At 65.5% G+C, this 24,275-nt stretch carries 20 protein-coding genes; 7 read left to right on the top strand and 13 right to left on the bottom strand.

The window, feature by feature from the left end; translation table 11 throughout:
* Nucleotides 1–24: 24 nt before the first annotated feature.
* Nucleotides 25–855 carry an amidohydrolase family protein gene (locus ACLFKU_RS08470; RefSeq protein ID WP_368583502.1) on the bottom strand — a complete coding sequence of 277 codons (831 nt, stop codon included), beginning with the start codon at nt 853–855 and terminating at the stop codon, nt 25–27.
* Between the two features lie 7 nt (nt 856–862).
* Nucleotides 863–1,903 (bottom strand): aldo/keto reductase, encoded by a 1,041-nt coding sequence (locus ACLFKU_RS08465; RefSeq protein WP_410848759.1) that lies wholly within the window; start codon nt 1,901–1,903, stop codon nt 863–865.
* A 250-nt stretch (nt 1,904–2,153) separates the two neighbouring features.
* Between ACLFKU_RS08465 and ACLFKU_RS08460 the strand changes: the two genes are divergently transcribed.
* On the top strand, nt 2,154–2,939 hold the full coding sequence (locus ACLFKU_RS08460; protein ID WP_176366385.1) for an IclR family transcriptional regulator: 786 nt from the start codon (nt 2,154–2,156) through the stop codon (nt 2,937–2,939).
* A 129-nt stretch (nt 2,940–3,068) separates the two neighbouring features.
* Entirely contained in the window at nt 3,069–3,614 is a 546-nt protein-coding gene (locus ACLFKU_RS08455; protein WP_410848758.1) for a hypothetical protein, read from the top strand.
* 42 nt (nt 3,615–3,656) lie between these two features.
* Here the strand turns inward: ACLFKU_RS08455 and ACLFKU_RS08450 are convergent, their stop codons facing one another.
* The 7 genes from ACLFKU_RS08450 to ACLFKU_RS08420 form a co-directional block, all read right to left on the bottom strand.
* Nucleotides 3,657–6,092, bottom strand: a complete 2,436-nt coding sequence (locus tag ACLFKU_RS08450) for a GNAT family N-acetyltransferase (protein WP_410848757.1) — start codon at nt 6,090–6,092, stop codon at nt 3,657–3,659.
* Between the two features lie 169 nt (nt 6,093–6,261).
* Nucleotides 6,262–7,863: a peptide chain release factor 3 gene (locus ACLFKU_RS08445; RefSeq protein ID WP_176107139.1), complete on the bottom strand. Its 1,602-nt coding sequence runs from the start codon at nt 7,861–7,863 to the stop codon at nt 6,262–6,264.
* A 710-nt stretch (nt 7,864–8,573) separates the two neighbouring features.
* Entirely contained in the window at nt 8,574–8,873 is a 300-nt protein-coding gene (locus tag ACLFKU_RS08440) for an H-NS family nucleoid-associated regulatory protein (protein ID WP_410848756.1), read from the bottom strand.
* Nucleotides 8,874–8,998: 125 nt separating this feature from the next.
* Entirely contained in the window at nt 8,999–10,198 is a 1,200-nt protein-coding gene (locus ACLFKU_RS08435) for a serine hydrolase domain-containing protein (RefSeq protein WP_410848755.1), read from the bottom strand.
* Nucleotides 10,199–10,341: 143 nt separating this feature from the next.
* The gene (locus tag ACLFKU_RS08430) at nt 10,342–10,545 is read right to left on the bottom strand and encodes a hypothetical protein (protein WP_018438439.1); all 204 of its coding nucleotides are present in this window, start codon (nt 10,543–10,545) and stop codon (nt 10,342–10,344) included.
* 516 nt (nt 10,546–11,061) lie between these two features.
* On the bottom strand, nt 11,062–11,325 hold the full coding sequence (locus tag ACLFKU_RS08425) for a hypothetical protein (RefSeq protein WP_368583495.1): 264 nt from the start codon (nt 11,323–11,325) through the stop codon (nt 11,062–11,064).
* 99 nt (nt 11,326–11,424) lie between these two features.
* On the bottom strand, nt 11,425–12,891 hold the full coding sequence (locus tag ACLFKU_RS08420) for a sigma-54 interaction domain-containing protein (protein ID WP_410848754.1): 1,467 nt from the start codon (nt 12,889–12,891) through the stop codon (nt 11,425–11,427).
* A gap of 329 nt (nt 12,892–13,220) precedes the next feature.
* Between ACLFKU_RS08420 and ACLFKU_RS08415 the strand changes: the two genes are divergently transcribed.
* From ACLFKU_RS08415 to ACLFKU_RS08400, 4 genes are all read left to right on the top strand, one after another.
* Entirely contained in the window at nt 13,221–14,621 is a 1,401-nt protein-coding gene (locus tag ACLFKU_RS08415) for a GntP family permease (RefSeq protein ID WP_368583493.1), read from the top strand.
* 501 nt (nt 14,622–15,122) lie between these two features.
* On the top strand, nt 15,123–15,374 hold the full coding sequence (locus tag ACLFKU_RS08410; protein WP_008921056.1) for a hypothetical protein: 252 nt from the start codon (nt 15,123–15,125) through the stop codon (nt 15,372–15,374).
* A 407-nt stretch (nt 15,375–15,781) separates the two neighbouring features.
* Nucleotides 15,782–16,774, top strand: coding sequence for a DedA family protein/thiosulfate sulfurtransferase GlpE (locus tag ACLFKU_RS08405; RefSeq protein WP_368583492.1), 993 nt, complete (start codon nt 15,782–15,784; stop codon nt 16,772–16,774).
* A 117-nt stretch (nt 16,775–16,891) separates the two neighbouring features.
* Nucleotides 16,892–18,622 carry an FAD-dependent oxidoreductase gene (locus ACLFKU_RS08400; RefSeq protein ID WP_410848753.1) on the top strand — a complete coding sequence of 577 codons (1,731 nt, stop codon included), beginning with the start codon at nt 16,892–16,894 and terminating at the stop codon, nt 18,620–18,622.
* Nucleotides 18,623–18,666: 44 nt separating this feature from the next.
* Here ACLFKU_RS08400 and ACLFKU_RS08395 read toward each other — a convergent pair whose 3' ends face one another.
* From ACLFKU_RS08395 to ACLFKU_RS08380, 4 genes are all read right to left on the bottom strand, one after another.
* Nucleotides 18,667–19,266 carry a LysE family translocator gene (locus tag ACLFKU_RS08395; RefSeq protein WP_410848752.1) on the bottom strand — a complete coding sequence of 200 codons (600 nt, stop codon included), beginning with the start codon at nt 19,264–19,266 and terminating at the stop codon, nt 18,667–18,669.
* Nucleotides 19,267–19,370: 104 nt separating this feature from the next.
* On the bottom strand, nt 19,371–19,628 hold the full coding sequence (locus ACLFKU_RS08390; RefSeq protein ID WP_176107130.1) for a hypothetical protein: 258 nt from the start codon (nt 19,626–19,628) through the stop codon (nt 19,371–19,373).
* Nucleotides 19,629–19,722: 94 nt separating this feature from the next.
* Complete coding sequence (locus ACLFKU_RS08385) at nt 19,723–21,906, bottom strand: hypothetical protein (RefSeq protein WP_410848751.1); 2,184 nt, start codon at nt 21,904–21,906, stop codon at nt 19,723–19,725.
* A gap of 334 nt (nt 21,907–22,240) precedes the next feature.
* Nucleotides 22,241–23,143, bottom strand: a complete 903-nt coding sequence (locus ACLFKU_RS08380) for a DMT family transporter (protein WP_410848750.1) — start codon at nt 23,141–23,143, stop codon at nt 22,241–22,243.
* A gap of 235 nt (nt 23,144–23,378) precedes the next feature.
* Here ACLFKU_RS08380 and ACLFKU_RS08375 point away from each other — a divergent pair, with 235 nt between their 5' ends.
* Nucleotides 23,379–24,254, top strand: a complete 876-nt coding sequence (locus ACLFKU_RS08375) for a helix-turn-helix domain-containing protein (protein ID WP_410848749.1) — start codon at nt 23,379–23,381, stop codon at nt 24,252–24,254.
* Nucleotides 24,255–24,275: the final 21 nt, after the last annotated feature.

Raw genomic sequence — 24,275 nt, 5'->3', positions numbered from 1 at the left:
CAGTTGAATGGGCTGCTAACGAAATCAAAGCCGGTAAAACGCGGCGGCATTCTCGCCGAACACGGCGTCGCGCTCGGCGTCGCTCAACGACGCGAGCAGCGTGGTCGCCACCGAATGCCACAGCAGATAGTCGCCGTTCAGTTCGAGCACGGGCCAGTCGCTGCCCCACATCAGCCGCGCGGGGCCGAACGTGTTCAGCAGATGCTCGACGTAGGGCCGCAGCGTGTCCTCGGTCCAGCCGGGCGACGCCTCGGTCGCGAGACCCGACAGCTTGCAGTGCACTTGCGGGAATGCGGCGAGCCGGGCAATCGCATCGCGCCACACCTCGTAGCCCGCCTGGCCGAAGCGGATCGGCGGCTTCGCGCCATGATCGACCACCATGCGCAACGCCGGAAAACGCTGCGCGAATATCTCGAAGTACTGCACGTGGCGCGCGTAGATCAGCGCATCGAACGCGAGGTCGTGCGCGATCAGCGCGTCGATCGCCGGCGTGAGGTCGGGGTTCGCGATCCAGCCGTCGTCGGGCAGGTCCTGCAGCATCGGCCGCACGCCCTTGAACTTCGGCTCGCGCGCGAGCGCCTCGATCAGATCGGGCGCGTTCGGCAACAGCAGCGGCACCCAGCCGACCACGCCCGCGATCGACGGCTCGTGCCGCGCGATGTCGAGCAGGTAGCGGGTTTCGTCCAGCGTCGGTGCGGCCTGCACGACCACGGTCCGCTCGATGCCGGCCTGTTCGCGCAACGGCTTCAGATCATCAGGCCCGAACGGCCGGTAGAGGATTTTCAGCTCCGGCGTCAGCCACTCGTAGTCGCCCCGCGCGGGGTCCCAGTAGTGCTGGTGAGCGTCGATCGGCATGGTCGATTCAGTCCTCGGGCGCGGGCGCGCGCGGGTCGAGCAGGCCCGCGTCGCGCAATGCGGACCACAAGGCCGCGGGGATCGGCTGCTCGAACGACGCGACGTTCTCGCGCAGTTCGTCGGCACTGCGCGCGCCGGTCAGCACGGTGGCGACCGCCGGATGCGCATACGGAAACTGCAACGCGGCGGCGGCGAGCGGCACATTGTGCGCGCGGCACACCGCCTCCAGACGCGCGACGCGCTCGATCACCTCGGGCGGCGCCGCGCCGTAATTGAACTTCAGATCGCCTTCGACGCCGCGCGCCAGAATGCCCGAATTGAACGCGCCGCCGAGCAGGATGCTGACGCCGCGCGCCTCGCAGGCGGGCAGCAGGTCGTCGAGGGTGGTCTGCTCGAGCAGCGTATAACGCCCCGCGAGCAACGCGCAATCGATATCGCATTCGGCCATCGCGTCGAGAATCACCGCGCCTTCGTTGACGCCGAGGCCGATCGCCTTGATCGCGCCGGTCGAGCGCAGGCGCTCCAGCGCGCGGACGCCGCCGCCTTCGGTCAGTTGCCGCCAGTAGTGCGGATGCTGGTCGCCATGCGTGACGCGGCCGATGTCATGCACGAGCAGGATGTCGATATCGACGATGCCGAGCCGCTGCTGGCTGTCCTCGAACGAACGCAGAATGCCGTCGTGCGTGTAGTCGTAGATCGCTTCGAACGGCAGCGGATTCTGCCAGCCTTCGCGGTCGTCGAATGGCGACGTGCGCGGCACGAAGCGGCGGCCAACCTTGGTCGACAGCACATATTCGCCGCGCGGATAGTGGCGCAGCGCCGCGCCAAGCCGATGCTCGGCCTTGGTGTTGCCGTAGTGCGGCGCGGTGTCGAAGTAGCGCACGCCCGCGTCCCAGGCGGCGGCGATGGTCGCATGGGCCTCCTCGTCGGACAGGTCGCGATACAGGCCGCCGAGCGGCGCCGTGCCGAGCCCTAGTCCGCTCACCTGCAACGAGCTGCGGCCGATCCTGCGCCGTTGCCCGATCTTCGATAGGATCGATGCCGACATGAGCGTGTCTCCCTATTTGTGGTGTTTTTTACCATGCGACGGGCCCAATGCGCAGCCAGAAAAGGCGCGCCCCGCTCACGGGTGCATTTGTTCACCAATGAACGTATTATTCATATCCGAATTTTTCCAAGTCAAGAAAACTGCGCGACGCGATGCCCGGGGTTTTCCCTGGACAGCAGACATTCAGTTCGCGAAACGCTGTGCGCGCGCCAGATAATAAGAACTCCGGACGAGATCCCCGACCCTCACGATGGACGCCGAAGACAAAGACGACGACCGCTACCGCGCCCCCGCGCTGGACAAAGGCCTCGACATCCTCGAGCTGCTGTCCGAGCAGAAGGAAGGACTCACGCGCGCCGAAATCACGCGGCAGCTGGGCCGCAATGCGAGCGAGATGTACCGGATGCTCGAACGCCTCGTCGCGCGCCAATACGTGGTGCGCTCGGCGGCCGGCGACCGCTACTCGCTGAGCCTGAAGCTGTTCGCGCTCGCGCACCGTCATCCGCCGATGAACCGGCTGATCGCCGAAGCGCTGCCGCTAATGCAGCGCTTCGCCGACGCGGCGGAGCAGTCGTGCCACCTGGTGGTCTACGACCGCGGCAACCTGCTGGTGATCGCCCAGGTCGACGGGCCGGGCACGTGGGGCATGTCGGTGCGGCTCGGCTCGCGGGTCGGACTGATCGACACCGGCTCGGGGCGCGTGATGCTCGCATTCCAGAGCGTCGAGCAGCGTCAGCAGATGCTTGCCGAGCACACCAAGGTGAAGGGTGAAGTGACGCTCGATCGCGACGCGCTGGAGGAGGCCTGCGAGCGCATCCGCGCGGCGGGCTTCTGGCAGAAGGACAGCCAGCAGACCTTCGGCGTCACCGACGTGACCTTCCCGATCCTCGCGCCGTCGGGACAGGCGATCGCGGTGCTCACCTGTCCGTATCTGCGGCGGATCGACGAATACGTCGCGCCGACGCTCGAAGCGGCCACCACCCTGCTGCGCGACACGGTGCAGGCGCTGTCGATGTTCCGCGAGCAGGCCGCGTGACTGGCAAGGTGCGCGGTAAGTTGCGCGGCGACGGTTCGCACGGCGGCGCACACGCGCACTTGGTTTAGAATGGCGGCCCTTCCAAAATAACGCCGCATGACCGGCTCATGCGCGCGCATCGATTGAGCAATGGCCAAACTTCTGACCGATTCCGAATTCCAGCGTTTTTCCGAACTCCAGCAGAAGCAGTCGAGCTTCACGATCACCGCGGCAGAAGCCGACGAACTGCGCGACATCGTCGCTCACGCGCAGAGGCGCCGCGACGACCGCGCCGCCGCGATGCAAAGCATCGAGACCTTCATCCAGCAATTCGACATCACGCCCGACGAGTTGTTTTCGCCCGAACAGATCGGCGAAGCGGCGCGCACCTACGGCCTGATTCCGGCCGCGCGCAAGGAGCGCGTGCTGCCGCCGTCGCTGACGTTCAACGGCAAGCCGTACCAATGGACCACCCGCCCGCTGCCCGATGAAATTCGCGTGCCGCTGTTCGACGCGTTCAAGGGCGGCGAGTCGGTGAAATCGTTCATTTCCACGCTGAAGGACGCGAACCGCTGCGCGGCGACGATCGCGCGGCTCGAGCGCGAAACCGGCGCGGTGTATGCGCAGGCGTGGCTCGACGAGCTGTCGGTGACGCGCGCGCAGGTCGATGAGGCGGCGCAGAAGCTGGCGGCTTAAGGCGATGAAACCGTGCGTTGAGCGGGTCGCAACGTAAGCCGCTCAACGCCCCGGCTGGTTCTGCGCGGCGGACTTCGGGTCCGCCCCCGCGGTTTCGTCGAGCGCCATCCGGAAGCCGACCACGCCGGGGTCCTCGGTTCGCGTGATCGTGAAGCCGCTGGCCTTCGCCAGCGCGATCATCGCGGTGTTCTCGCGCAGCGCTTCACCGATCAGCCAGTGCGTATCGCGCGCCCGCGCGTACGCGATGATCCGCTGCATCAGCAACTGGCCGAGGCGCCGCCCCTTCTGGTCCGAGCGCACGGTCACCGCGAATTCGGCCGTCTCGTTGTCGGGATCGGCCACCGCGCGCACCACGCCGAGCGTCTGCGCGACGCCGTCTTCGTTGTCGACCGTCGCGATCAGCGCCATTTCCCGGTCGTAATCGATCTGCGTCATGCGCGCGAGTTGCGAGTGCTCGAAACTGCCGACCGCGCCAAAAAAACGCAGCCGCAGGTCTTCCGGCGTCATCGCGTTCACGAACTCGCGATGCGCGTTTTCGTCTTCCGGGCGAATCGGCCGCACCGTTATACGCATCCCCTGCCAGTCGATCGTTTCCTCGAAGCGGCGCGGATACGGCACGATCGCGAGGCGGCTGCGCTTTCCGCCGACCCGCAACACGGGATCGACCACCGTCACGCGGTCCCGGTAGACCCTCAGCTTCAACGACAGGCCGACGATCTCGCGCACGTCGCAAACCGCTTGCGACAATGCCGTCAACGCGGCGAGCGTCGGCTCCGGCGCGACCAGCCTCGCGTAGTGCGAACGCGTGACGATATCGCGCGCGAGCATCGGATTGAGCGGCGGCAGGCCGTACACGTGCAGTCCACTGGAGACGCCGTCGATCGGCGGCGCGGCGAAGCGGAATACGGGGCCGAAGTTGTCGTCGTCGTGCAGTTCGACGGCGACGTCGACGATGGGTTTTGTCGCGCTGTCGGCATCGGCGTCCGGCGCAGCGGCGTTCCCTTCTTCCACACCCTCCACCTGCAACCCGAATCGCGTCAGAAACCGCGCCGCCGCGTCCCCGGCGAGTTCGCTTTTGCCCGCCGCCAACGCTTCTCGAGCCTGCGCCTGAGCGGCGTCGATCGACTCGGGAATCTGCGCGGGCAGGCCTTCCGGCGTTTGCATCAGCAATTCGCGCCCCAGCCGGTAATCGACCAGACGGGCGAACGCGCGCGCGAGCCGCTGCGGCGTCGTGTGCACCGGGATGCCCTGCGCATGCAGCGCGTCGCGCCTCGCCGCATCGACGCCGCCGAAGAAGCAAGCGAGCAGCCCGCGATACGCAAAGCGCTGATGCTCGATCAGCGCCTGCGCGACATCGTCGACGGGTGCGCCATGCGTCGATGCGTGCACCACGACGGCGGTGCCGGTCTCGCGATGCTCGCCCAGCAGCTTCAGCGCGGTGCCGAAGTGCTCAGGACGCGCGCCGTCGCCGAGCAGCAGCGGATTGCCGCCGACCGCGAGCGGCAGCGCCTCGCGCAGCGCGTCCGACGCCGCGGCCGGCCACGGCGCGAGCAGGCCGCCGGCGGCGCTGAACGCGTCGCGCGCGAGCGTCGCGAGACCGCGGTCACTGGTGATCAGCGTTGCGGTGGCGCCCGCCGCCACGCGGCCGACGCCGAGCGTTTCGATTTCGTCGAGTAGATCGTCGAGCGCGTCGACGCGCACGAGGCCCGCGCGCCGGAACGCCGCTGTATAGAGACCGTCGGCGGGATCGTCGCGCCCCGAGCGCAGCGCGAGCACCGGCTTGTTGCGCGCCGCCGCGCGCGCGGCCGACATGAACTTACGCGCCTCCCGCACGCTGTCTAGTTCGATCAGGATCGCGCGGGTGCCGGGGTCGCTCGCAAGGTAATCCAGCACGTCGCCGGCATCGACGTCGGCCTCCGCCCCGAGCGCCACCGCATGCGAAAAACCGAGCCCGCGCGCGCGCGCCCAGCCGAGCACCGCGTTGGTCAGCGCGTTCGACTGCGACACCCACGCGACGCCGCCCGCCTTGACCGTGCAGGACGGCGCGCCCAGATGCGCGCCCAGCGCCGGCGACACCACACCGAGACTACCCGGCCCGACGATGCGCAACAGATGCGGCCGCGCCGCCGACAGCGCGTGCCGCAGCTCGAGCCGGTCTTCATCGCTGCGCACCTCGCCGACGATGATCACGGCGCGCGTGCCCATGCCGCCGAGCTTGTGAATCAACGAGGGCCACGTCGGGGGCGGCGTGCAGATCACCGCGACGGTGGGCGCCTGCGGCAAATCGCTGACGTCGTGGATCACCGGGTGGACGCCGAGCGTCGCGTGCTTCGGATTGACGGGCCAAAGCGGACCGTCGAAGCCGCCTTCGAGCACGCGCGCCCAGACCATCGCGCCGATGCTGCCCGGTCGCTCGGACGCGCCGATCACGGCGACGGATTTCGGGCGAAACAATGCGTCAAGGTTGCGAACGGTCACGGGCGCTCCATGCGGTTGGACAGGAATTGGAGCCGGCTTCGCGGCGGGTGGGTGGTTCCGTCAGCATAGGCGAAGTCGCGCGCCGGCGCGGGGCGTTGTTGCGGCGGAAAAGAAAAAGCCGCGTCGAACGACGCGGCTTTTCAGTTTCGAAACCAGCGGACTCGCGGCTTTACATCGCCTTCCGGAACGGCGCGCCCGAGTGCTCGCGCAACTCGTTGAACACGATCTTGGGCCACGCCTTCTGCGCGACTTCGATCTCCGATACGTGCGAGGCCAGATAGGTCGGCGCATCGGACGCATCGAGCGCGATGCGCGCCGAGTACGAATCGGTGAAGCGGCGCAGCTCGGCCGGATCGTCGCAGGTCACCCAGCGCGACAGCCGGTAGCGCGCCGGCGCCATCCGCACGTCGACCTTGTATTCAGTCGACAGACGGTGCGACACCACTTCGAACTGCAGCTGCCCGACCGCGCCGAGAATCATCAGGCCGCCCGCTTCGGGACGGAACACCTGGATCGCGCCTTCCTCGCCGAGCTGCTTCAGCGCTTCGCCGAGCTGCTTCGCGCGCATCGGATCGACCACTTCGACGGTCTGGAAAATTTCCGGTGCGAAGAACGGCAGGCCGACGAACTGCAGTTGCTCGCCTTCGGTCAGCGTATCGCCGAGACTCAGCGTACCGTGATTCGGAATACCGATGATGTCGCCCGGATACGCCTCGCTCACCGTCTCGCGACGCTGCGACAGGAACGTGACCACGTTGTTCGCGCGGAACGTCTTGTTCGAGCGCGTGACCTTCACCGCCATGCCGCGCTCGAAACGCCCCGAGCACACGCGGATGAACGCGACGCGGTCGCGGTGCGCGAGGTCCATGTTCGCCTGCACCTTGAACACGACGCCGGTGAACTTCGACTCTTCCGGCTGCACCGGACGCTGCACGGTCATGCGCATCGACGGCGGCGGCGCGAGGTCGACCAGCGCGTCGAGAATCTCCTTCACGCCGAAGTTGTTGATCGCCGAGCCGAACAGCACCGGCGACTGCTGGCCGGCGAGGAATTGCTCACGGTCGAATTCGGGCGTCGCGCCGCTGATCAGATCGATCTCTTCCTTCGCACGCACCCACGCGTGGCCGAAACGGCGCTCGCCTTCCTCGTCGCTCAGTGCCTGCAGCGTTTCGACCGCGCCGCCGGCCGTATCCTGACCGGCGCGGAACACCCGCACCTGATCGCGCTGGACGTCGTAGACGCCCTGAAAATCCTTGCCCATGCCGATCGGCCATGTGAACGGCACCGCCGCCACGCCGAGGTGCTGCTCGATTTCGTCGAGTAGTTCGAGCGGCTCGCGCACTTCGCGGTCGAGCTTGTTGATGAACGTGACGATCGGCGTCTTCCGGCTGCGGCAGACTTCGAGCAGCTTCAGCGTCTGCGCTTCGACGCCGTTCGCGCCATCGATCACCATCACGGCGGCGTCGACCGCGGTCAGCACGCGGTAGGTGTCCTCGGAAAAGTCCTCGTGGCCCGGGGTGTCGAGCAGGTTGATCACGCAATCGCCGTACTCGAACTGCATCACCGAGCTCGCGACCGAAATGCCGCGTTGCTTTTCGATTTCCATCCAGTCGGACGTCGCATAGCGGTTGCTCTTGCGGCCCTTCACCGTACCGGCGATCTGGATCGCGCCCGAGAACAGCAGCAGCTTTTCGGTGAGCGTGGTTTTACCCGCGTCCGGGTGGGAAATGACCGCGAACGTGCGGCGGCGTTTGAGTTCGGAGACTGACATCGGGTCTGGCGGTCACGGAAAGGGGTTCGGGCGGTTCCCGGCGGCTTTGGGCGGCCGGTATGCCGCGCGTGGCGCGGCGGCGTCGAGCTGCGGGAGTCGGGCGCGGGCCGGAATCGGCCGGCGCTGGTTCGACAATGCGGGAATCGCTGGCGCAAAAACGGCGCAAGGTGCGAATGATACACGTCTGGCGCGACGGCCGGGGGAAAGGGCTGCGGCGCCGGACGGGCGACGGCGCGAGCGTCCGCGCGCCGCGCATGCTCGCGGCCAAAGGTGAGCGTTTTCGGGACTTGCGGCGGCGAATATCGATTCGCGGTCAAAGGTGAGGATCGCGAAGCGCATGCGCGCACCTGCCACGGCGCACGCACCACGACCGCGATGTGCGGAAAAACCGCGGTAAAGCGTCGCAACGCTACGAACAGGCTCCGGCTCGACGCCTGGAAACGCCCGCCAGCAAAGGCTGGCGCGGGTTTGCGACAAGCGATGCGCGGCGGCGCGACACCACGGCGATTCGCACCCGCGGCGGTGCGTTGCGCGTCAAAGCCTGGCTCACCGAAGCATCCCGCTAGCTCCGAACGCATCGGTGAATTTCGCTGTACACGTTCAGGCGTCACGCAAAGGTGAGCGTTTTCGGGACCTCCGCAGCGGTGCGGAAACAATCAAGCGACGCATCACTTCAGAGAACACGGACGCATCGGCATCCAAGGCGGAGTTCAACCTTCGATCAGAAACCGCTCGCGATTCTTGCCGACGAGCCAGCCCGGCGAGCGTCCACGGCCGCTCCAGGTTTCGCCGGTCCTCGGATTGCGGTACTTGGCGACCGCCGTCGCCGACGACTTGCGGCGCGGCTTCGCTGCGGCGCTCGTGAAGCCGAGTTCTTCGGCAGTCAGGTCGTATTCGGCAATCTTCTGCTTGATATCGGCGATAGCTTGCGCGACTTCTTTGTCGCGCGCGGCTGCGACTTCCTTGTGGAGTTTTTCGAGTTGCGCAGTCAACTGTTTGTAAGAGGCCATGCCGGTGTTCCCCCCTCGGTTAGACGCACTGCGATGAATTGCGATGAATGGTTGGCGGACACTATCAGACGAATAAATCACAGGATAGTGAATCACGCGGCCGAGCGCAGGCGCGGCGGCCGCGCTCAATCGTCGATCGCATCGTAGACGCGGCGTTCGAAGTCGATGGCCATCGGGAACGGGTCGATCGAGCGGCGCTGGATCAGCATCAGGCCGATCATGTTTTCGACCGGATCGGCGAACCAGCTCGTGCCGTACGCGCCGGGCCAACCGAACGAGCCGAGCGAGCGATAGCCGAGCGGCAATTGCTGCGCCGGATCATCGACGATCGACAGGCCGAGGCCGAAACCCTGCCCCGCCCAGATCACGTGACCGAAGGCAGGCAGGCGGCGCTGATCGCGGCTCAGGAAATTGCTGCGCATCAGATCGACCGAGCGATGCGACAGCAGCCGCGTATCGCCGACGCGGCCGCGCCCGAGCAGCAGTTGCGCGAATTGCAGATAGTCCAGGGCGGTCGAGACCAACCCGCCGCCACCGCTCTGAAAGCGCCGCGGATTGGCCCAGCGGCTCGCGGCCGCATGATCCTCGACCACGCGACGCCGCGTGCCGGGATCGATGTTGTACGCGGTGGCGAGGCGTGCAAGCTGCGTGTCGGGCACCCAGAACGCGGTGTCGCGCATGCCGAGCGGCTCGAAAATGCGCGTGCGGAAAAACTCGCCGAGCGGCATGCCGCTCACGCGTTCGATCAGCACGCCGAGCACGTCGGTCGCCACACCGTAGTGCCAGCGCGAGCCCGGCTGGAACATCAGCGGCAGTGCGGCGATGCGCGCGAGCCACGCGCTGTTGCCGCCGCTCGCCTCGAAGCCGTTGAACGCGGCAGCATAGGCTTCGGCGAGGTGCCCCGTCGCCGTGAAGTGATACGCGAAGCCCGCGCGATGCGTGAGCAGGTCGAGCACCGTAATCGGCGCGCGAATCGGATCGGCCTGGTCGAGCGGTCCGGTCGGATCACGCAGCACGCGCGGCGCCGCAAGCTCGGGCAGCCACTGCGAAACGGGCGCATCGAGCGCGAGGCGGTCTTCCTCGATCAGCATCATGATCGCGGCACTCGTCACCGGCTTGGTCATCGACGCGATGCGAAACAGCGTGTCGCGCTCCATCGGCAATTGCGCGGCTTCGTCGCGTAGGCCTATCGGTTCGAAGTAGCCAATTTCGCCGCGCCGCCATACGAGCGACACCACCCCCGCCACTTCGCCGCGCTCCACGTAGCCCTGCAGCGTGGTGGTCAACTTCGCGAGCCGGGTCGCGGCAAGCCCTGCTATCTGCATGTTCGTCCTGTGTCGGTAATAAGAAAGCGTGCATGCGCCCATATCACTTTGGCGATCAACCGAAAGATATAGCTGGTCCGGTGAAAACGCACACGACGGCTTTCCTGATTGCCGATTCCGATTGGCGGACTCAGTGACGACACTCAGGCTTTCTGCCGTTTTTCCAATGCGCAAAGCGCGGCATCGAGGCGTTTGACGCGGGTTGCCTGCGCCGGCACGATAACCGCGCCGGAAACGTGCTGGAGGCGGTTTCGCCAATAAGACAACGGAATGCGGTCTTCTGCGGAAATATGGGAAATGATCTGTTCGAGATGCTCGATATCTTTTTCGAGTTGCTGATGATTCATTGCTTTCCCCGGATTCTATTGAATTAGTGTTGAAGCAAAAAAATCGAAAGCATAAGTCGCGTTGGCCCGCGCGACCCGAACTAATGCCCGCCAGTAGCGGGAAAATCTTCCTTTTCGTTTTCTGCGCCGGAAAAAACCGGCAGTTTCTTCTCGCCGGGGTTAAATTCCCAACGGTTTAAAAAGAATACTGCTGCCAAATTTCACGTTCCGTTGCCTGCCGCACTGAACTTCGTTGGACACCCCGAAGCTAAAGATAAATGGTGATCGGGCCGCAAAGGATAATCGGTGTGCGGCGACTCGACGTTGTAAAAATGCCGCGCGCGGCTTACTTAACCCAATTCGCATCCAATCGTGGATCGGACGCACATTAGGCGCATCAATTTATGACAACCATGTGGTAACCGCGAGCGTATCGGGACTTGGCAGGAAATTACCGGCAACGGGTGAAAAAACCAATGCCACCTCCGAATCGAACTGCCGCGCTCGCCGGTGTTGTACCGGCACGGCTTCCGGTGCTTACTTCGCGGACGCGCGGCACGCGTAGATCAGGCTCAACGTGCCGCTCTGGCTCGACTGCCGCACGACGTCGAACGCGCCATTGCAACTGGCGGCCGCCTGTTGCGAGCACGAGTCGGAACCCACCGGGCATTGCACCAGCGTGGTTGAGCGGCCGTCCGGGAGGAACAGCGGCGCGCTGCTGCTACACCCGCCAAGCGCGACGATCGCGCCCACGGCCAGCATGACGCTCGAGCGGCGCGCGAAGAAGAAAAGGCGTTTCATGGAGACCCCGGTCACGTCTTGTTTTTCGATCTCGCGATTGTGCCACGCTGCCTTCGTGCTGCGTCAGTTCGTGCCGCGCGGCCTGGCAGGTGCGGCGCGTCAAACGTCGATGCCGTGCGCGGCGATCTTTTTGTACAGCGTCGCGCGGCCCATGCCGATCTGTTTCGCAGTGTCGATGACGCGGCCGCCGTTCGCGCGCAACGCGTCGCACAGAAAGCGCTTTTCGAACGCGGCCATCGCGTCGCTCCACGAAGTGGGTTCGGCGGTGGCCGCAACTTCCACGCCGGCGGCCGCGACAGACGGGGTCCGCGCCGGCGCCGCTGCGCCGCCCTGCCCCGAGCCGATGAACGGCGCAAGCACGCGCGCATCGATGCGTTCGCTGTCGGACAGCATCACCGCGCGCTCCAACGTGTTGCGCAGCTCGCGCACGTTGCCGGGCCAGTCGTACGCGCACAGCAGACGCAATGCGTCGTCGTGCAATTCGAAGTGGCTGCCGCCGCCCGCCTGCGCGGCCAGATCCTCGAGCATCGCGTAGGCGAGCGCCTCGATGTCGGACGGACGCTCGCGCAGCGCGGGCGCAAGGATCGTCAGCACGTTGAGCCGGTAGTAAAGGTCCGCGCGAAAACGTCCGGCCGCGACGAGCGCGGGCAGATCGGCCGAGGTCGCCGCGATGATCCGCACATCCGCGCTCACGACGCGGTTCGAGCCGAGCGGCTCGAACTCCTTGTCCTGCAGCACGCGCAGCAGCTTGCCCTGCAATGGCAGCGGCATGTCGCCGATTTCGTCGAGAAACAGCGTGCCGCCGTTGGCGAGCTCGAACTTGCCGACCCGCCCCTTGCGATCCGCACCGGTATATGCGCCGGGCGCGGCGCCGAAGAATTCGACTTCGAGCAGCGTGTCGGGAATCGCAGCGACGTTGACGCTGACGAGCGGCTTATGCGCGCGCGCCGAGCCGCCGTGGATCGCATGCGCGAGCAGTTCCTTGCCGGTGCCGGTTTCGCCGAGCAGCAGCACCGGCGCTTCGAGTTGCGCCGCGCGCCGCGCCTGGCGCTTCACTTCGAGCGACGCCGGGCTCGTGCCGACGAAGCTGCCGAACGTATAGCGCGCGCGGCGCGCCTGCGCGAGCGACTCGCGGGTCGCGATCAGCTCCTGCTGCAGCCGCGAGTACTGTGAAAACAGCGGCGACAGCGCTTTCAGCTCATCGAACAGCGCGAAGCCGACCGCGCCGATCGTCGCGCCGGCATCGTCCTTCAGCGGCAGACGCGTGACGACGAGCGGCTCGCGATCCGTCTCCATGATGTCGAGCAGGATCGGCTTGCCGGTGTTGACGACCTCGCGCATCAGACTGTTCGGGATCACCGCTTCGCAATCGCGGCCGATCGCCTGTTGCGGGTCCGAAAAGCCGAAGCGCGCCGCATACCGTTTATTGATCCAGACAACGCGCGCTTGCCCGTCTACGATGAAAGTGCCTTCACTGAAGTTTTCGAACGTGCGAAACAGCGATTCCATCGCCCGACGAAGCACGTCGTCGTAGGTGGCGGGCAGGCCCGTCCAGTCGGTCATCATGCTGTCGTTGTCTCCGCTTATCGTTTTGCTTGCAATCGATCTCAATTGCTAGACAAATTTATCTCCAGATAGAGACAGGCGACAGGCCTTATGCATCATGACTTACCCTGGTTTCCGGTGATCTTGATCGGATTGGAGTCCCGTTACGGAGACACCCGGGTACAATCCGCCCACGATGCTTTGGGCCACCGCTGCACGCCCGCGCCAGGCGCCACAGCGCTTCAGCGGACAAACGCCGGGCATGGCATGGAATCTGCATTTCGACCGCGCCGCGCCGTCGCTCGATCAGGACGGCAAAAAAGGTAGAACAACCAGGCTATGGAGACTCAATGACCTTTCTCATCGTTATCGCCGCGCTGGCGTTTCTGATGTTGGCCGCGTATCGCGGCTACAGCGTAATCCTGTTCGCGCCGATCGCGGCGCTCGCCGCCGTCCTGCTCACCGAGCCCGCCGCCGTCGCGCCGGTCTTCACAAGCATCTTCATGGACAAGATGGTCGGCTTCGTGAAGCTGTATTTCCCGGTGTTTCTGCTCGGCGCCGTGTTCGGCAAGGTGATCGAGCTGTCAGGCTTCTCCGAGTCGATCGTCGCGGCCGCAATCCGCTATATCGGCCGCTCGCGCGCGAACGCGGTGATCGTCGCGGTGTGCGCGCTGCTCACCTACGGCGGCGTATCGCTGTTCGTCGTCGTGTTCGCGGTCTATCCGTTCGCGGCCGAGCTGTATCGCCAGAGCAATATTCCGAAGCGGCTGATGCCCGGTGCGATCGCGCTCGGCGCGTTCTCATTCACGATGGACTCGCTTCCGGGTACGCCGCAGATCCAGAACATCATCCCGACGACGTTCTTCAAGACCACCTCGTGGGCCGCGCCGACGCTCGGCGTGATCGGCTCGCTGTTCATCATCGTGGTCGGTCTGACGTATCTGGAATGGCGCCGCCGCAGCGCGATGGCGACCGGCGAGGGTTACGGCACCGAACTCGTCAACGAGCCGGAGCGCGTCGAATCGAAAGAGCTGCCGCATCCGCTGCTGGCGATCGCGCCGCTCATCGTGGTCGGCGTCGCGAACTTCTTCCTGACGCGCTGGATTCCGACCTGGTACGGCCCGTCCTTCACGGTCACGCCGGAGATCCTGCCGGGCCTGCATGCACCGGTCGAAACGAGCGTCAAGGCTCTGGTGGGGATTTGGGCCGTGCTGGGCGCGCTGCTGCTCGGCATCATCATGGTCATCGTGACGGCGTTCGGCCGGGTGAGCCACCGCTTTGCGGTCGGCACCAAGGCAGCGGTGGCGGGCGCGCTGCTGGCGTCGCTCAATACCGCGTCGGAATACGGCTTCGGCGGTGTGATCGCGGCGCTGCCGGGCTTTCTCGTCGTCAGCAATGCGCTGAAAAGCATTCCGAATCCGCTCGTCAACGCGGCGGTGTCGGTCAGCACGCTGGCGGGTATCACGGGTTCGGCATCGGGCGGTATGAGCATTGCGCTCGCCGCGATGTCCGATACGTTCATCAAGGGCGCGCAGGCCGCGAATATTCCGCTCGAAGTGCTGCATCGGGTGGTCGCGATGGCGAGCGGCGGCATGGATACGCTGCCGCACAACGGCGCGGTGATTACGCTGCTCGCGGTGACGGGTCTCACGCACCGGCAGTCGTATCGCGACATCTTCGCGGTCACGGTGATCAAGACTCTCGCGGTGTTCTTCGTAATCCTGGTGTATTACACGACCGGCCTCGTGTGAACGTCGAATCGGAAACCAGCACTTTGATCTGATAGATCCGCATTAGTCCCACCTCGACAGCCCGCCGACGAAGCACGAGGATGGAGTCGTCAGCGCCCAATGTTGCAAGGGCAGGCTGACCCGAGTAACAACGGCGTTTAACGGCCCGTCCCTATCCGGACGGGCTATTTTTTTCAGCGCGCGATTCGTGCGCGAAAGGTGAGGAAATCCGGGAGCGACGCCAACCACAGCGAGAGTGTCGCCGGACGCCGCCTAGCCCGCGCCCGCGTCACCCGCATGACAAGAGCCGAACCCAAGCCGCGCCGCCGAGGGGCATGAAAAATGCAGCCGTCGCAACGAGGAGTCGCGTTAAACTGGTTGCTCGCTCCGCAATCGCGAATGCGCTAAAACCGGGGCGAGATAGAGACAAAGGCAGACGCAACACGGCACGACGAGGCGGCAGACGGCACGCCATCCGCCCCGTACAATGGTTCCATCACCAACGCAACAAGGACAACTTCGATGCGCATTACCGGGTCCTCCGGGTCAATGGCCCTGCTCACCGAATACGACGACGCAACGGCGCGCGAACTCCGCTCGCTGCGCCTCGAATCGACCGAAGACGGCAAAGGCATCCTGCTGATCGAGGTCGATGAGCGCAAGCCGGGCATACATCGTGAAGTGCGCTACGAAATCACGCCCGCGGAACTGATCGCCGCGATCCGCGCGCATGGCGCCGAGTTGCCGGGCGAACAGCACAACCATCGTCAGTGAAGCAGGCGCGCGGCGAATTACTGTCGCGTGACTCGTCAGTCTCCTTGCGCCGATGGCGTCGCGCTTCGACGCGTCAGCGCAGAATTGTTCGCATTGGGCGCGCCCGCGCGCGCCGCCTTGCTTCCGTTTGTTTCGCTCGAACCGCCAATCCCCGCTTTCCTACGGGTTTTTGCAAGCGCTTTCGCGCGTCTCGTTGAGCATGCTTACCCGGCCTTCAATCACTTGTCACAAGCGGTCGCCACGCTTGTGTAGCGGGACATGCGACCATATATGCAGGCCTGATCGCAGCCAGAACACGGGCCGATTTCCAGGTCGGTTGCACGTCTTGAAAATACGTCCATAATCCTTGCATTCCCCTTTGCGTTCCTTACCGCGCTGCGCCCGCAAGGGCCGCGGATGTTAAACCGATGCTACATGACCTCGTCGCGCAATATGGACCTGCGCTCGTCTTCGCAAATGTGCTGGCCGCCGCGCTCGGGCTGCCGGTGCCCGCCATGCCGTCGCTCGTGCTGTTCGGCGCGATGGCCGCGATGCACCCCGGCTCCGTCGGCTCGCAGTTGCTGCCGGTCCTCGTGCTGTCGATCTTCGCGACGCTGATCGGCGACAGCGTGTGGTACGTCGCGGGCCGCATCTACGGCGGTAATACGCTGAAGACGATCTGCCGGCTGTCGCTGTCGCGCGACACCTGCGTGAAAAAGACCGAGCGCTTCTTCGGCCGCTGGGGCGTGCGCGTGCTCGCGGTCGCGAAATTCGTGCCGGGGCTGTCGATCGTATCGATCCCGATGGCCGGCGCGATGGGCACGCGCTACCGCACCTTCCTCACCTACGACGGCGTCGGCGCCGCGCTGTGGTCCGGCACCGGGCTGATCCTCGGTGCGTTGTTCGCGCGGCAGATCGATATGCTGTTCGCGATCGCCGGGCGGCTTGGGCGCACGGCGGCGGTGGTCGTCGTCGCGTTGCTGGCGCTGTACGCGGCGTACCGGTGGATCCGCCGCCGTCAGTTGATCGCGAAGCTCGCGTCCGCGCGCATCGAGGTCGACGAACTCGCGAAGCTGTACAAGGCTAATCAGGCGCCGGTCGTGTTCGACATCCGTTCGCAGGAGAAGCGCAAGCTCGATCCGTTCGTGATTCCAGGCGCGCAATTCGCCGACGAACGGCAACTCGACGGCATCGTCGCCAGCTATCCACGCGATCAGAAGCTCGTGATCTACTGCTCCTGCCCGAACGAGATTTCCGCGGCATGGATGGCCAAGCAGCTCACCGAAGCCGGTTTCTCCGACGTGCTGCCGCTGCGCGGCGGCATGGAAGCCTGGCGCGACTCGGGCAAGCCGGTGGACTCGCTGCCCGAAATGCCGCCGCCCGAAGTCACGGTCGACGATATCGCGCCCAAAGCCGTCTAGCTGGAATTCGCGACGGCATCGTCCGTCTGCGCGCGCGGCACGGCTCGTCCGGCCATGCGAGCGCGCATTGCGTTGCCTTGCGTTCAATCGTGCGATGAACATCGAAGGAGCGGTTCAATGCTTTCGACTCAGGACGTTTCGACTCAAGAGGTGGAAGGACAGCAGGGAGTCGTCGCCGACGCGCCGTTTTCGTCGCTGTCGACGCGTTTGCATCAGATGTTTCCGGAGCTCACTTGCGCCGAGATCGACAGGCTGCGCCGCTTCGGCGAGATCGGTCGCTGGAAGTCCGGCGAGTTGCTGTTCGAGACCGGCCGCACCGGCCCCGGCATGTTCGTGGTGCTCGAAGGACGCGTGAAGGTCTATCAGCGTGACGGCATCGGCCGCGAGCACGTGATCAGCGAGCGCGGCGCCGGGCATTTCCTGGCCGAGGTCGGGCAGCTGTCGGGCAAGCCCTCGCTGGTGAACGGCCTCGCGACCAGCGCCGTCGAAGCGCTGCTGATTCCGCCCGACCGGCTGCGCGCGCTGATCGTCGCCGAAGCGGAACTCGGCGAGCGCATCATGCGCGCGCTGATTCTGCGGCGCGTGTCGCTGATCGAAAAGGGCGCGGGCGGGCCGATCCTCGTCGGCAACAGCAATGACCCGCGGCTCGTGATGTTGCAAGGCTTTCTGTCGCGCAACGGCCATCCGCATTCGGTGATCGACGAACGCGACGAAGACGCGCTGCGGCTGATCGAGCAGTTCGCCGCGCAGCGCGAGGACCTGCCGCTCGTGATCTGCCCGGACGGCACGGTGCTGCGTCATCCGAGCATGCCGGAGCTTGCCACTCGCTTAGGTCTGCTGCCCGATCTCGACGACACCTACGTGTACGACGTCGCGATCGTCGGCGCGGGACCGGCGGGACTTGCCGCAGCGGTGTACGCAGCCTCCGAAGGGCTGTCGGTGATCGTGCTCGACAGCCGCGCGCCGGGCGGCCAGGCGGGCGCGAGCTCGCGCATCGAAAACTACCTCGGCTTTCCGACCGGCATCTCGGGCCAGGCGCTTGCCGGCCGCGCGTTCGTGCAGGCGCAGAAGTTCGGCGCGCACGTTGCAATTCCGGTCAGCGTGCAGGCGCTGCATTGCGGGCAGTCGCCTTATCGGCTCGAAACGAAATGCGGCGGCCACATCAGCGCGCGGACGATCGTGATCGCGAGCGGCGCCGTGTACCGGCGCCCGGCGCTCGACGGGCTCGAGCGCTTCGACGGACGCGGCGTCTACTACTGGGCGTCGCCGGTCGAGGCGAAGCTGTGCAAGCGCCAGGAGGTCGTGCTGGTGGGCGGCGGCAATTCGGCCGGCCAGGCGATCGTCTATCTGGCGACGCACGCGGCCAAGGTTCACGTGCTGATCCGCCGCAGCGGTTTCGAGGCGACGATGTCACGGTATCTGATCGACCGCATCCGCTCGCTGCCGAACGTGTTCGTGCATCCGGGTTCGGAAGTCGGCCGACTCGAAGGCGATGAGGACGGGCTCGTGTCGGTCACGCTGAAGCGGCCGCTGCCCGACGGCGTCGATCACTTCGACACGCGGCATCTGTTTCTCTTCACCGGCGCGGACCCGAACACCGAATGGCTGCGCACCTGCGGCGTGCAGCTCGACGCGAAAGGCTTCGTGCTGACGGGCATCAGCGCGGACGGCTCGGCCACCGCGTGCGATCTCGGGACTACGGTCGAAGGGGTCTATGCGATCGGCGATGCGCGCGCCGGGTCGACGAAACGCGTGGCCGCGGCGGTCGGCGAAGGCGCGGCCGTTGTCGCGCAGATTCACCAGCTGCTGGCGCAGATGAGCGGGGAAGAGATGGCGCTCGGTGCGTGAGTCTCGATGCGGTCTTTAGCGCATCGTCTTTGCCGCATCCGTTTTCAGTGCAACGCGGCCCACGCGAGCGACACTGAAAACACGCCGAGCACGATCGACGCGCCGCGCTGCACCTTCGCCGGTTCGAGCCAGCGGAGCCGGCCGCTACCGAGTGCGGCGCCGAACGCGATCCACGCGAGCGCGATCGGCGCGGCAAGGCACGCGAACATCCCCATCGCGAGCAGATAAGCGGGCAGATGCATGAACGCGGCGGCCGGAAAGATCGTGCCGCCGAACAGCAGCCCTTTCGGATTGAGCAAGGTCGCGACGAACAGCGCGCGCACGTTGCCAGCGCGTTGCGTCGAGCCCGGCAGTGCCACCGCCGCGCGCCACATATCGAGCGCAAGCCACGCGATATACACGCTCGCGGCCACGCGCAGCAGCGATGGCAGCCACGGCCACGCTTGCGCCGCGTGCGCGAAGAAGCGCCCCCACGCGGAGATCGACACCAGATAGCCCGCCAGTTCGGCGGCGATCAGCGGCAGCGCGCGGCGCAAACCGGCGCGCAAACCGGCCGCCGCCAGTAGCGTGTTGGTGGGGCCGGGCGTCACCAGTACCACGATGATGCCGGTGGCCAGCAACGCGATCTCGGTTGCAGAGAGCATAAAAAAGCGCACGGTGAGTTACACAGTGCGCTGTTGTAGCACAGACAGCACGATGGCTGCGCCGAAGCGAACCCGCCGGTTCAGCGGTCCACTCGGCTCATCGCTCAGCGCTCCAGCTTCGCGCGCAACTCGCGCGCGGCCTCCAGCAGCCCTTCATACCCCGAACGCGCGTGCTCCGGCAAATCGGGATCGCCGACCAGCGCGCCGAGCGTTTCGATCAGACTGTACACAATGCCTTTCGCCGCGCCCGACGCAATGCCACCTGACGACATCTGCTGATCGACGTGACTGAGCGCCGCGTCGAGCTGCTCGATCTCCGGACGATCGTCGGAGGGCGGCTTGGGAGGAACGTCTTGCGTCATGATCGAACACCACTCCTTTAAGTGCATCGGTAAAGTTGTTATATACCGATCGTGCGCCGCCGTCTATTCGTGTTCGGCGCGACGGCGACCCACGTCAAGGCGTCCAGCGATACATCAGCAGCTTCGCGCGCGCGTCGTCTTCGACCAGCACCACGTACTCGCCGTTATCGCGCTGCACCGCGCTGATGCCGAGATACACGTCGACCCAGCCGCTCGTACCGCCGACATTCGCGCCCGGCGTCATATAACCGACCGCCGTGCCATTGCGCGCGTCGTAGACGTCGATGCGATCGGTGTACAACTCCGCGACGAAGATATAGTTGCCCGCCACCGCAACGCCGACCGTGGTGGTCTGCGGATCGCTTTGCGTGTTCCACGGCAGCGAGACCGTGTAAGTCAGGGCCGGCGTGCCGCTGCTCCAGTTGTCGTAGCGCGCAAGCACCGGGCCCGCTTCCTTCCAGTGCGTCGGGTCCCACGGAATCGCGCTCGTGAAGCCGGACAGATACATCGTGTCGGTCGCTGCGACATAGACGAGCCGCGCGAGCCGCGTGAACGGCGCGGGCATCGCGAACATCTTCGCACTTGCGTACGTGTAGATCGGATTGCCCGTGGAGTCGAGACCTTGCAGCGGCATCTCGCGCACGCCGCTCAATGGCGTGGCGAGCCACACGTTGCCGGAATCGTCGACCCACCAGAAGCCGTTGCCGACCGTGCTGCCGGTCGACGGATTGCCGCTGATCTCGCTCGCGTCGACGGTGCCATTGCCATTGCTATCGCGCCACAACCATTCGCCGTAAGTTGGTTGCGCGGCGGGCCAGCTGCCCGGCAGCGGATTCTGCGCGAGCATCCCTGACGGAATCGCAATCTCGCCATGCGCGGCATCGAAGCGATAGACGTTCAGATAGTGCGCGCCGGGATCGAGCGTATAGAGAAAACACTGGCCATTGAATCTGCGCACCATCGGTTCGCCGCGCACGCCGCGCGGCTGGTGAAACGCGGGGTCGTCGGGGTAATCGAAGCGATCGAGCGTGAACGCCGCGTATGACCATTCGTGGCCGGCCGGCTGCCGGTAATCGAGCGTGAAGCGCTTCGAGCCCGTGTAGATCGAAGCGGGCGTGGCCGGATCGAACGCGCCGCTATCGACGAAAGTCAGGCCGTAGAGCCGCCAGTTGAGCACGCGCGTGCCGTACACGTAGCTCTCCAGCACCGCGCCTTGCCCTACCGATGCCGAGCCCAGCGCGCGCGGTCCTTCGCCGTTTTGCGCGACGTACAGATTGCCCGCCGCGTCGACGCCGATGCCGGTGATGCCGTTGAAGCGCGTATCACCCGGCACGCCGCGCGCCGGATGGAAGATGCCGTTGCGCGTGCCAATCGACGCGCCGGCCTGCATTTGGCCGCCCGCGCCTTTGTTGAATACGAGAATCTGCTGCGAAGCGCCGTTGTCGGCGACCAGCAGCTGGCCGGATGGCGTGACCGTGAGGTCGGTTGGCACGCTGCCAGCGGGCAGCGCCAATGGACCGGCGAGCGCGGTGCCGTCGGCGCGGTAGTGCAGGACGCTCAGGCTGCCGGTGCCGAAGCCGCTGATGATCCACAGCGTCGAGTCGGTGTCGATCGCGATGCGCGCGGGCGATGCGACGCTCCACGAACGCAGCGGCTGCATCGATTGCGCGTCGTACACGACGATCCGGTTGCCGTACGTGTCGGCCGCATAGAGTTCGCTGTCGTTCGCGGCGAGGCCGCGAATGCCCGCGTCGATGCCGGTCTGCACCGTTTGTACCGCGACGAAACTGTTCTTCGTCGCGTTCGCGCTATTGCCGATGCCGCCGGAAAACGGCGCGCCGGCCGCGAGATTCGCGAGCGTGCGCCGCGTGATGCCGTACCAGGTCTGATTGGCCGGCGGATAGTCGGCGCCGACCAGCGCATTGTTCTCGTTGCCGATCGACATCGCCGCGTACAGGTACGTGTGATTCACCGCCACCGCGTCGCCGCCGGCCGCGCCCCAGCCGTGCGTCGAACCGGCGACCGCGAGCTTGTCCCCCGCGCGATAGGCGGCAATTTCGCTGCCGCTTTCGTCCCACGGCGCATTCGTATAAACGGTGCCATTGGCGTCGACGCTAATGGCCTGAATATCCTGCTGCATCCATTTGCCGTCGCCAAATCCGAAACTATTACCGACCCATGAGGTCGTGTAATTCAATTGGGATTGCGCGAAGACATTCGGCGAGATCAGGCTATGGATTAGAACCACGGCCAGGCCAAGGCGGGGGAAAAGCTTCACGGTGGTCGATCCTTGCTAGGCGCGAAGCATGCACGGCAGGGAGGCTGACCGGGGTGCTTCGCCTGTACGCGCATCATTGCTGGTAGCGTTACGATGCGCGCACATCAGAGTTGGCGTTTTATCCTCTCATATAAAAATAGCAAGCTTATTAATAAAAAAATGATAATTGAATGCCGCCCCATCCAATTCATTCCATTTGCATCGATTTACGATTCAAACCAAATCTTTCGTTCACGAACCCAGTAAAAACCGGTTCCCGTCAATCCTCACCGGTCAGAAATTCAGGCGCTTGTTCTGCTCCTGTAAATCCTCACCTTGAGCGCGATGCACATCATCATGTTCGCGCCGCCCGGCGACGCACGAAGATCCGCCGCGTCAGATCGAACGCGACCAGGTTGCCGGCCAGGACGAGCAGCAGACCGACCACCGCGAGCACTGACCAGCGGTAACCCTCGAACAGCGTCGACGCCGCAAGCGCGACGATCGGAAACAGCACCGTGCAGTAGGCGGCGCGCTCCGGGCCCATGCGGCCCACCAGCATCAGGTACGCCGTAAAGCCGATCACCGAGCCGAACACCGCGAGATAGGCGAGCGCGCCGAGATAGCGCGCCGACGGTTCCACCGTGAACGAATAGCCGGCGAACAGACTGCCGAGCGTCAGGACGGCCGCGCCGATCAGCATCGCCCAACTATTGGTCGCGAACGGATGCAGGCCCATCGACTGCATGCGGCTCGACAGCAGGTTGCCGGCCGAGAAGCACAGCGTGCCGAGAAACGCGACGCCGAGCCCGAGCCACGCGGTGTGATCGCCGAGATGCCCCGCCATCTGCTGCACGAACAAACAGACGATGCCGAGGAGTCCGAGCAATGCGCCCGCAATCGCGCTCGGCTGCAGCGGCCGGCCCATGAACAGCCGCCCGTTGATCGAGTTCAGCAGCGGCGCGGTCGAGAACACCACCGCGACGAGCCCGCTCGGCACGATCTGTTCGGCGTAGTAGAAGCACAGGAAATTGAGGCAGAACAACGCGAGGCCCTGCGCGGCGAGGTAGCGCCAGGCGTCGCGCGGCGGCCAGATCGGCCGGCGCATGATGCGCAGCAGCGCGAACAGCAGCAGCGCGGCGATCCAGAAACGCCAGGCAATCGATACCGGCGGCGGCACCGCGCCGAGTTGCCATTTGATCGCGATCCAGGTGGTGCCCCAGATCAGCACGGTGACGGCATAAAGCAAAAGATTCATGGTCGGGCCTCGGACTGCAATGACAAGCTGCCATAACGCGCAGCATTGACAATAGCCCCGACTATGCAGCCGCGCCGCCGCCTGCAATTGTCCAAAATTGCGCACTTTTTCGTGGCAATGAGCGGCCAGACTGGCCGCGCCGTATACTGGCCGCTCAACCCGACGCATCACCGGAAATCCTCCGCTCGCCGCCGTGACCGCCAGCCCGTCCGCTCCCGTGATATCCACCGCCGGCATGCCTTTTGGCCTGCAGTCGGTCTGTCACACTCTCGCCAGTGCGAACGCGCATCTGGACCGCTTCGCGTGGCTCGGCGACGGACTCGCGATCGCACTCTGGACCCGCGACACGAAGGAAGCCGAGACCATCTATGAGCGGCCCGGCCATCACACGCTGTCGTGCTATCTGGACGGCGGCTATCGCACCGAGCGCCAGAAAATGCCGGGCCACTACGGCGCGCCGTCGCGGCTGTGCGCACTGCCCGGCGATCACGAATCGCGCTGGTGGGTGCGCGGCCATATGCACTTCATGCACCTGTACTTCCTGCCCGAGCACTTCACGCGACGCGCGGTACAGGAGCTCGACCGCGAGCCGCGCGAATTGACGCTCGCCGATCGGACCTATTTCGAGGACCCGCGCATTGCGAGTCTGTGCCAGTCGCTCGTCAACGAGGAGTGGGAAAGTCCCGACGGTCTGCTGCGCACCAACGAAACCGCGCACGAAGTGCTGAGCCTGCTGTTGCGCGGACAAGGCGTGCGGCGCGCGAACGTGGCGCTGAAGGGCGGGCTGTCGGCCGCGACGCGGCGCCGCCTGCGCGACTATATCGACAGTCGTCTCGCGCAGCCGTTGACGCTCGGTGAGCTGTCGGGTGTCGCGGCGCTATCGGAGTTTCATCTTGCGCGGATGTTTCGGGAGTCGTTTGGGTTGCCGCCGGCCGCGTGGATCGCGCGGCAACGGCTCGATCGCGCGCGCACGCTGCTGCGCACGACGACGTTGCCGCTCGCGCAAATCGCCGAGCAATGCGGCTATGCGAACGCGAGTCACTTTAGCCACCGGTTTCGCGAGGCTGTCGGTGTGACGCCGAGCGGGTTTCGGCAGGCTATCGGCGTTTGAGTCGCGTTCGGGTTTCGCTTT

The sequence above is a fragment of the Paraburkholderia sp. EG304 genome (assembly GCF_046543485.1).
GTDB lineage: Bacteria > Pseudomonadota > Gammaproteobacteria > Burkholderiales > Burkholderiaceae > Paraburkholderia > Paraburkholderia youngii.
This window is presented reverse-complemented; position numbering and strand designations above follow the sequence as displayed.

Bases quoted from the DNA above. Each gene is read 5' to 3' on its own strand.
- ACLFKU_RS08470 (WP_368583502.1), bottom strand. From the start codon at position 855: ATGCCGATCGACGCTCACCAGCACTACTGGGACCCCGCGCGGGGCGAC.
- ACLFKU_RS08465 (WP_410848759.1), bottom strand. From the start codon at position 1,903: ATGTCGGCATCGATCCTATCGAAGATCGGGCAACGGCGCAGGATCGGC.
- ACLFKU_RS08460 (WP_176366385.1), top strand. From the start codon at position 2,154: ATGGACGCCGAAGACAAAGACGACGACCGCTACCGCGCCCCCGCGCTG.
- ACLFKU_RS08455 (WP_410848758.1), top strand. From the start codon at position 3,069: ATGGCCAAACTTCTGACCGATTCCGAATTCCAGCGTTTTTCCGAACTC.
- ACLFKU_RS08445 (WP_176107139.1), bottom strand. From the start codon at position 7,863: ATGTCAGTCTCCGAACTCAAACGCCGCCGCACGTTCGCGGTCATTTCC.
- ACLFKU_RS08440 (WP_410848756.1), bottom strand. From the start codon at position 8,873: ATGGCCTCTTACAAACAGTTGACTGCGCAACTCGAAAAACTCCACAAG.
- ACLFKU_RS08435 (WP_410848755.1), bottom strand. From the start codon at position 10,198: ATGCAGATAGCAGGGCTTGCCGCGACCCGGCTCGCGAAGTTGACCACC.
- ACLFKU_RS08430 (WP_018438439.1), bottom strand. From the start codon at position 10,545: ATGAATCATCAGCAACTCGAAAAAGATATCGAGCATCTCGAACAGATC.
- ACLFKU_RS08425 (WP_368583495.1), bottom strand. From the start codon at position 11,325: ATGAAACGCCTTTTCTTCTTCGCGCGCCGCTCGAGCGTCATGCTGGCC.
- ACLFKU_RS08420 (WP_410848754.1), bottom strand. From the start codon at position 12,891: ATGATGACCGACTGGACGGGCCTGCCCGCCACCTACGACGACGTGCTT.
- ACLFKU_RS08415 (WP_368583493.1), top strand. From the start codon at position 13,221: ATGACCTTTCTCATCGTTATCGCCGCGCTGGCGTTTCTGATGTTGGCC.
- ACLFKU_RS08410 (WP_008921056.1), top strand. From the start codon at position 15,123: ATGCGCATTACCGGGTCCTCCGGGTCAATGGCCCTGCTCACCGAATAC.
- ACLFKU_RS08405 (WP_368583492.1), top strand. From the start codon at position 15,782: ATGCTACATGACCTCGTCGCGCAATATGGACCTGCGCTCGTCTTCGCA.
- ACLFKU_RS08400 (WP_410848753.1), top strand. From the start codon at position 16,892: ATGCTTTCGACTCAGGACGTTTCGACTCAAGAGGTGGAAGGACAGCAG.
- ACLFKU_RS08395 (WP_410848752.1), bottom strand. From the start codon at position 19,266: ATGCTCTCTGCAACCGAGATCGCGTTGCTGGCCACCGGCATCATCGTG.
- ACLFKU_RS08390 (WP_176107130.1), bottom strand. From the start codon at position 19,628: ATGACGCAAGACGTTCCTCCCAAGCCGCCCTCCGACGATCGTCCGGAG.
- ACLFKU_RS08380 (WP_410848750.1), bottom strand. From the start codon at position 23,143: ATGAATCTTTTGCTTTATGCCGTCACCGTGCTGATCTGGGGCACCACC.
- ACLFKU_RS08375 (WP_410848749.1), top strand. From the start codon at position 23,379: ATGCCTTTTGGCCTGCAGTCGGTCTGTCACACTCTCGCCAGTGCGAAC.